The organism is Alterirhizorhabdus solaris (assembly GCF_007785815.1).
Classification (GTDB): Bacteria; Pseudomonadota; Alphaproteobacteria; order Sphingomonadales; family Sphingomonadaceae; genus Alterirhizorhabdus; species Alterirhizorhabdus solaris.
The window spans coordinates 1-5,777 of sequence record NZ_VNIM01000156.1; the positions used below are offsets into that span (position 1 = coordinate 1).

A 5,777-nucleotide genomic window follows, 5' to 3' on the forward strand; every position below is an offset into this window, starting at 1 on the left:
ACGCTGGCGTCCATGCGGGCGATCTGCTCGGGGGTGGCGACGCCCTGGTGCTCCGCCTTCCATTCGGCATAGGGCATGCCGTACACCGCCGTGCGCGCCGCCTCGCGATCCATCGCGCCGTCGGAGGCCTCGGCGGTCCAGTCGGCCAGGCAGTTGCGGCAGAAGCCGGCCAGCCCCATCAGATCGATGTTCTCGGCATCCGTGCGATGGCGCAGGTGGGCGACGAGGCGACGGAACGCGGCGGCGGCGGTCTTGTCGTCGATATCGACCAGCGTGTCGGTGGCGTCGCTGCAACTCATGGGGTCGGCTCCTCGTTGGAGCTGGCGATATCGGGATCGATCAGGCAGAAGTCCAGCAGCGCGGCGCGCAGCGTGGCGGCATCGGTGAACAGGTGGGTCGCCATGCCGACCGCCGCCGCGCCGGCGATATTGTCCATGCGATCGTCGATGAACAGCGCATCCGCCGCCGCCACGCCGAAGCGATCGAGCGCGCGGCGGTACAGCACGGGATCGGGCTTGGTCAGCCGCTCCTCGCCGGAGACGACGATATCGACGAAGCCCTCGAACAGCGCCTCGTAGGTGCGGCGGAACGGCGGCCAGAATTCGTGGCTGAAATTGGTGATGGCGTAGAGCGGCACGCCGCGCGCGCGCAACGCATCGACCAGCGCCGCCATGCCCGGCATCGGCGCCACCTGTTCGCCGAAGCGCGGCCCCCAGGCGGCGATCGCCTCGGCGAAATGCGGGTGCCGCGCGGTCAGCTCGGCGCTCGTCTCGGCGAACGGACGGCCGGCGTCGTGCTGGAAATGCCAGTCCTTGGTCGCGATTTCGCCGAGGAACTGCGCGCGCAAAGACTCGTCCGGGATCATATCCCGGTAAAGCAGCTCGGGCTGCCAGTCGACGAGGACGTTGCCGACATCAAAGATCACGACCGTCGGCATCGTTTCCATCGGCGTGATGCCAGCAGGCATGTCGCCCGGCCCGCAAGCGGGCCGGTACGCAATCAGCCCTGGCGCGCCTTGAAGCGACGGTTCGTCTTGTTGATGACGTAGGTTCGGCCACGACGGCGGATCACGCGGTTGTCGCGGTGACGGCCCTTCAGCGACTTGAGCGAGTTACGGATCTTCATGACAAACACGCCTGCATGGCTGCGCAGGACGGGCTGCACAGGAATGGTGAAAACGAGCGGCTCCCCTATGCAAGCGCCTCCCCTGAGTCAACCGTCGCCCGTGGCGGCGGTGCCGCCGTTCAGCCCCGATCCGCCATCCGTCGCCTTTCTCGTTCCGGTCGTGCATCGAATTGGCTGGCAGAGGCGTTTCGCTGCAATTACCCGTTTCTTCCTGACACCCGATACTTCCAGAAGGATCCCGCCGATGCTGTTCCGCCGTGCCATATTGATCGGCTCCGCCCTCGCCGTGGCCGGTTGCACCACCGCCGGGCAGGCGCCGGTGCAGGTCACGCGCTTCCATCTCGGCGCGCCGGTCGCCACCGGCCGTGTCTCGGTGGAGCCGGCGGACAAGGTGCAGGCCGAGAGCCTCGAATTCCAGAGCTATGCCCGCGCAGTCGAGGGCGAGCTTGGCCGCATCGGCTTCCAGGTGGTGCCCAACGTGCCCAATTCCGAACTCGTCGCCGCCGTCACCGTGTTCCGCGGCTCGCGTGAGACGGCGCCGGCGCAGTCCCCCTTCTCGGTGGGGCTGGGCGGCGGCACGTTCGGGGGCGGGCGCGGCGGCGGCATCGGCCTCGGCGGCGGCGTCAGCTTCCCGATCGGCAAGGGCCGCTCGCGCGAGGTCGTGCTGACCGAGCTGTCGGTGCAGCTCAAGCGCCGTTCCGAAGGCACCGTGATCTGGGAGGGCCGCGCGCGGACGGAACAGCGGCTGAGCGGCAATGCCGCCGATTCGACCGCCACCGTCGCCCGCCTCGCCAACGCGCTGTTCGCCGGCTTCCCCGGTGAATCGGGCCGCACGATCACGGTGAAATAAGGATGGCCGCGCAGGTTTCCGCCGCGTTCGACAGTGGCAACATCCGCGTCGTCTCGGCGGCGGACGACAGCTTCGACCTGGAGATCGTGCGCGACCACGACTCGGATTTCTACCAGTGGTTCCACTTCCGCCTGACCGGTGGCGCCGGTCGGGCGGTGACGTTGCGGATCGTCAACGCCGCCGGCTCCGCCTACCCCGGCGGCTGGGCGGATTACGCCGCGCGCGTTTCCGAGGACCGTGCGGACTGGCGGCTGGCCGAGACCAGCTATGCCGACGGCGTACTGACGATCCGCCACACGCCCGCCACCAACAGCGCGTGGTTCGCCTATTTCGCGCCTTATTCGATAGAGCGGCACCACGATCTCGTCGCGCGGATGGCGGTGCGGCCGGGGGTGCGGCACGAGGTACTCGGCTTCAGCCTCGACGGGCAGGCGATCGACTGCCTGCATCTCGGCACCGGCCCGCGCCACGCGTGGCTCTACGCGCGCCAGCATCCCGGCGAATCGATGGCCGAGCATTGGATCGAGGGCGCGCTCGACCGGCTGACCGACGGGCAGGACAGCATCGCCCGCGCGCTGCTGGCCGAGGCGACCTTCCACATCGTGCCGAACATGAACCCCGATGGATCGCAACGCGGCCACCTGCGCACCAATGCGGCGGGCGTAAACCTGAATCGCGAATGGCACGCCCCCACCGCCGAACGCAGCCCCGAGGTGTTGCACACGCTCGCCGCGATGGACGCGACCGGCGTCGATTTCGCGATGGATATCCACGGCGACGAGGCGATCCCGCACGTGTTCGTCGCCGGGTTCGAGGGCATCCCGAACCGGACCGAAGCGCAGGGCGCGCTCTACGATCGCTACCGTGAAACGCTGGCGCGGCGCTCGCCCGACTTTCAGGTGAAGCACGGCTACGGCGTCACCCCGGCGGGCAAGGCCAACCTCTCGATGTCCACCAACCAGCTCGCCAACCGCTTCGGCGCGGTGGCGATGACGCTGGAGATGCCGTTCAAGGACAATGCCGACCTGCCCGACCCCGAATTCGGCTGGTCCCCCGCCCGATCGCGCGCGCTGGCGCACGAATGCCTCGCGACATTGTGGGAGATCATCGGGGATATTCCCGTCCGGGCGTAACCCGCTTGCCCCGAGCGAAGTCGAGGGGGCGACCCCATCCAAGGACGCACGCACAGAGGCGTGTCTCGACTTCGCTCGACGCAAGGGGTGCACGGCGGTTCAAAAACCACGTCACATGCGCTAGCAGCACGCATAATCGAAGGAGACCGCATTGCCCCGCCTCGTCCTGATCCGCCACGGCCAGTCCGCCTGGAACCTCGAAAACCGCTTCACCGGCTGGTGGGACGTGAACCTGACGGACAAGGGGATCGAGGAGGCGAAGGCCGCCGGCGCGCTGATGGCGGCCAAGGGGCTGGATTTCGACCTGTGCTTCACCAGCCTGCAGACCCGCGCGATCAAGACGCTCAATCTCGCGCTTGAGGAGATGGGCCGGCTGTGGCTGCCGGTGGAGAAGGACTGGCGGCTGAACGAGCGCCACTATGGCGGCCTGACCGGGCTGGACAAAGCGGAGACGGCGGCGAAGCACGGCGACGATCAGGTGAAGATCTGGCGCCGCTCGTTCGACATTCCGCCGCCGGTGCTGGAGGCGGGCAGCGAGTGGGATCTGGGCAAGGATCGCCGCTATGCCGACATCGCCATCCCGAACACCGAAAGCCTGAAGGACACGATCGCCCGCGTGCTGCCCTATTGGGAGCAGGCGATCGCCCCGCAGCTGAAGGCAGGCAAGCGCGTGGTGATTTCCGCCCACGGCAACTCGCTGCGCGCACTGGTGAAGCACCTGTCGGCCATCCCGGACGACGAGATCACCAGCCTCGAAATCCCGACCGGCCAGCCGATCGTGTACGAGCTGGCCGACGATCTGACCGCCACCGACCGTTATTATCTGTCGGAACGCTGATTGCACGGGCGCGCGGCGCCGCATAAACGAATCCCCCTCCCGCCTCGGGCGGGCATGAGGGGGAAGAGGAACACATGGCCGACGCCGCGCCGCTGATCGGCATCATCATGGGCAGCCGATCCGACTGGGAGACGATGCGCCACGCCGCAGACACGCTGGCGGCGCTGGGCGTGCCGCACGAGACGCGCGTCGTCTCGGCGCATCGCACGCCAGACCGGCTGGTGGACTATGCCAAGACGGCGGTGTCGCGCGGCCTCGTCGCGATCATCGCCGGCGCGGGCGGCGCGGCGCACCTGCCGGGCATGACGGCGGCGATGACGCGGCTGCCGGTGCTGGGCGTGCCGGTGGAATCCAAGGCGCTGTCCGGCATGGATAGCCTGCTGTCGATCGTGCAGATGCCCGGCGGCATCCCCGTGGGCACGCTGGCGATCGGCAAGCCCGGCGCGATCAACGCCGCGCTGTTCGCCGCCGCGATCCTCGCCACCACCGATCCGGCGCTGGCCGAGCGGCTGGACGCATGGCGCGAGAAGCAGACCGCCGACGTGGCCGATACCCCCGAATGAGCGGCGGCATGATCGCCCCCGGCGCGACGATCGGCATCCTCGGCGGCGGCCAGCTCGGCCGGATGCTGGCGATGGCGGCCGCGCGGCTCGGCTACCGCGCGCACATCTATTCGCCCGAGGGCAGCGGCCCGGCCAGCGAGGTCTCCGCCGAATGGACGCGCGGCGACTATGACGACGGCGAGGCGCTCGCCCGCTTCGCGCAAGGCGTGGATGTCGTCACCTTCGAGTTCGAGAACATCCCGGCCGCCCCATTGCGGCGGCTGGCCGATCACGCGCCCGTCCACCCCAATCCGGCGGCGCTGGAAGTGGCGCAGGACAGGCTTTCCGAAAAGACCTTCGTCACCGACCTCGGCGGCACCCCCGCCCCGTTCCGCGCGGTCGATTCTCTGGAGGCGCTGCACGAGGCGGCGGCGGCGCTCGGCCTGCCCGCGATCCTGAAGACGCGCCGCTTCGGCTATGACGGCAAGGGGCAGGCGCGACTGCTGACGGCCGATGACATCGCCCCCGCATGGGACGCGGTGGCGGGCGCGCCGGCGATCCTCGAAGGCTTCGTGCCGTTCGAGCGCGAGTTCTCGATCATCGCGGTGCGCGGGGCCGATGGCGCGTTCGCCGCGTGGGACGCGCCCGACAATCGCCATGCCGACGGCATACTCGCCACCTCCACCGTGCCGGCGGGCGGGCTGATCGCGGCACAGGCGCCCGAGGCGATCGCGCTGGCCGGGCGGATCGCCGACCGGCTCGACTATGTGGGCGTACTGACGTGCGAGTTCTTCGCCACCGACACCGGCCCGGTGTTCAACGAGATGGCGCCGCGCGTCCACAATTCGGGCCACTGGACGATCGAGGGCGCGATCACCTGCCAGTTCGAGAACCACATCCGCGCGATCTGCGGCCTGCCGCTGGGCGCCACCGCACTTTCCGCGCCGCGCGCCGAGATGCGCAACCTGATCGGCGCGGAGGCCGACGAATGGCCCGCGATCCTCGCCGACCCCACCGCCCACCTCCACCTCTACGGCAAGCATGAGGCGCGGCCGGGGCGCAAGATGGGGCACGTCACCCGGTTATTGTTCTAGTCGGCACAAAATGCCGGCCGCCGACAGGCTGTGCCGGGTGGCCCAAGCGAAACGGCAGGATGTTCGGGCGGGGCACCGGCGGGGGGGGGGGGCCCGCTGGCCTTTTTATACAAATTACCCCTGCCCCCGCGCCCCCCCCTTTGACTTTTGGTGGCGCGCGGGCTGTGTTAAAACAAAAAAGACGACGCACTCAAC

At 69.0% G+C, this 5,777-nt stretch carries 8 protein-coding genes; 5 read left to right on the forward strand and 3 right to left on the reverse strand.

All coding sequences use genetic code 11. The features are described from left to right. From FOY91_RS20355 to ykgO, 3 genes are all read right to left on the reverse strand, one after another. A partial coding sequence (locus tag FOY91_RS20355; protein WP_145155767.1) for a DUF1244 domain-containing protein occupies positions 1 to 299 on the reverse strand: 299 nt, incomplete at its 3' end. Beyond that, positions 296 to 967, reverse strand: coding sequence for an HAD family hydrolase (locus FOY91_RS20360; protein WP_238995819.1), 672 nt, complete (start codon positions 965 to 967; stop codon positions 296 to 298). The genes FOY91_RS20355 and FOY91_RS20360, both read right to left, overlap by 4 nt. A 32-nt stretch (positions 968 to 999) precedes the next feature. Continuing rightward, positions 1,000 to 1,125, reverse strand: a complete 126-nt coding sequence (gene ykgO, locus FOY91_RS20365) for a type B 50S ribosomal protein L36 (protein ID WP_004210176.1) — start codon at positions 1,123 to 1,125, stop codon at positions 1,000 to 1,002. A 244-nt stretch (positions 1,126 to 1,369) separates the two neighbouring features. Here ykgO and FOY91_RS20370 point away from each other — a divergent pair, with 244 nt between their 5' ends. The 5 genes from FOY91_RS20370 (at position 1,370) to FOY91_RS20390 (ending at position 5,582) form a co-directional block, all read left to right on the forward strand. Then, positions 1,370 to 1,975, forward strand: a complete 606-nt coding sequence (locus tag FOY91_RS20370; RefSeq protein WP_145155769.1) for a DUF4136 domain-containing protein — start codon at positions 1,370 to 1,372, stop codon at positions 1,973 to 1,975. Positions 1,976 to 1,977: 2 nt separating this feature from the next. Then, positions 1,978 to 3,108, forward strand: a complete 1,131-nt coding sequence (locus FOY91_RS20375; RefSeq protein ID WP_145155771.1) for a M14 family metallopeptidase — start codon at positions 1,978 to 1,980, stop codon at positions 3,106 to 3,108. 151 nt (positions 3,109 to 3,259) lie between these two features. Next, positions 3,260 to 3,946, forward strand: a complete 687-nt coding sequence (gene gpmA, locus FOY91_RS20380) for a 2,3-diphosphoglycerate-dependent phosphoglycerate mutase (RefSeq protein ID WP_145155773.1) — start codon at positions 3,260 to 3,262, stop codon at positions 3,944 to 3,946. A gap of 74 nt (positions 3,947 to 4,020) precedes the next feature. Continuing rightward, a complete protein-coding gene (gene purE / locus FOY91_RS20385; RefSeq protein WP_145155775.1) occupies positions 4,021 to 4,509 on the forward strand; it encodes a 5-(carboxyamino)imidazole ribonucleotide mutase in 489 nt (162 codons plus the stop codon). A gap of 8 nt (positions 4,510 to 4,517) precedes the next feature. Next, a complete protein-coding gene (locus FOY91_RS20390; RefSeq protein ID WP_238995820.1) occupies positions 4,518 to 5,582 on the forward strand; it encodes a 5-(carboxyamino)imidazole ribonucleotide synthase in 1,065 nt (354 codons plus the stop codon). Positions 5,583 to 5,777: the final 195 nt, after the last annotated feature.

Bases quoted from the DNA above. Each gene is read 5' to 3' on its own strand.
- FOY91_RS20360 (WP_238995819.1), bottom strand. From the start codon at position 967: ATGCCTGCTGGCATCACGCCGATGGAAACGATGCCGACGGTCGTGATC.
- ykgO (WP_004210176.1), bottom strand. From the start codon at position 1,125: ATGAAGATCCGTAACTCGCTCAAGTCGCTGAAGGGCCGTCACCGCGAC.
- FOY91_RS20370 (WP_145155769.1), top strand. From the start codon at position 1,370: ATGCTGTTCCGCCGTGCCATATTGATCGGCTCCGCCCTCGCCGTGGCC.
- FOY91_RS20375 (WP_145155771.1), top strand. From the start codon at position 1,978: ATGGCCGCGCAGGTTTCCGCCGCGTTCGACAGTGGCAACATCCGCGTC.
- purE (WP_145155775.1), top strand. From the start codon at position 4,021: ATGGCCGACGCCGCGCCGCTGATCGGCATCATCATGGGCAGCCGATCC.
- FOY91_RS20390 (WP_238995820.1), top strand. From the start codon at position 4,518: ATGATCGCCCCCGGCGCGACGATCGGCATCCTCGGCGGCGGCCAGCTC.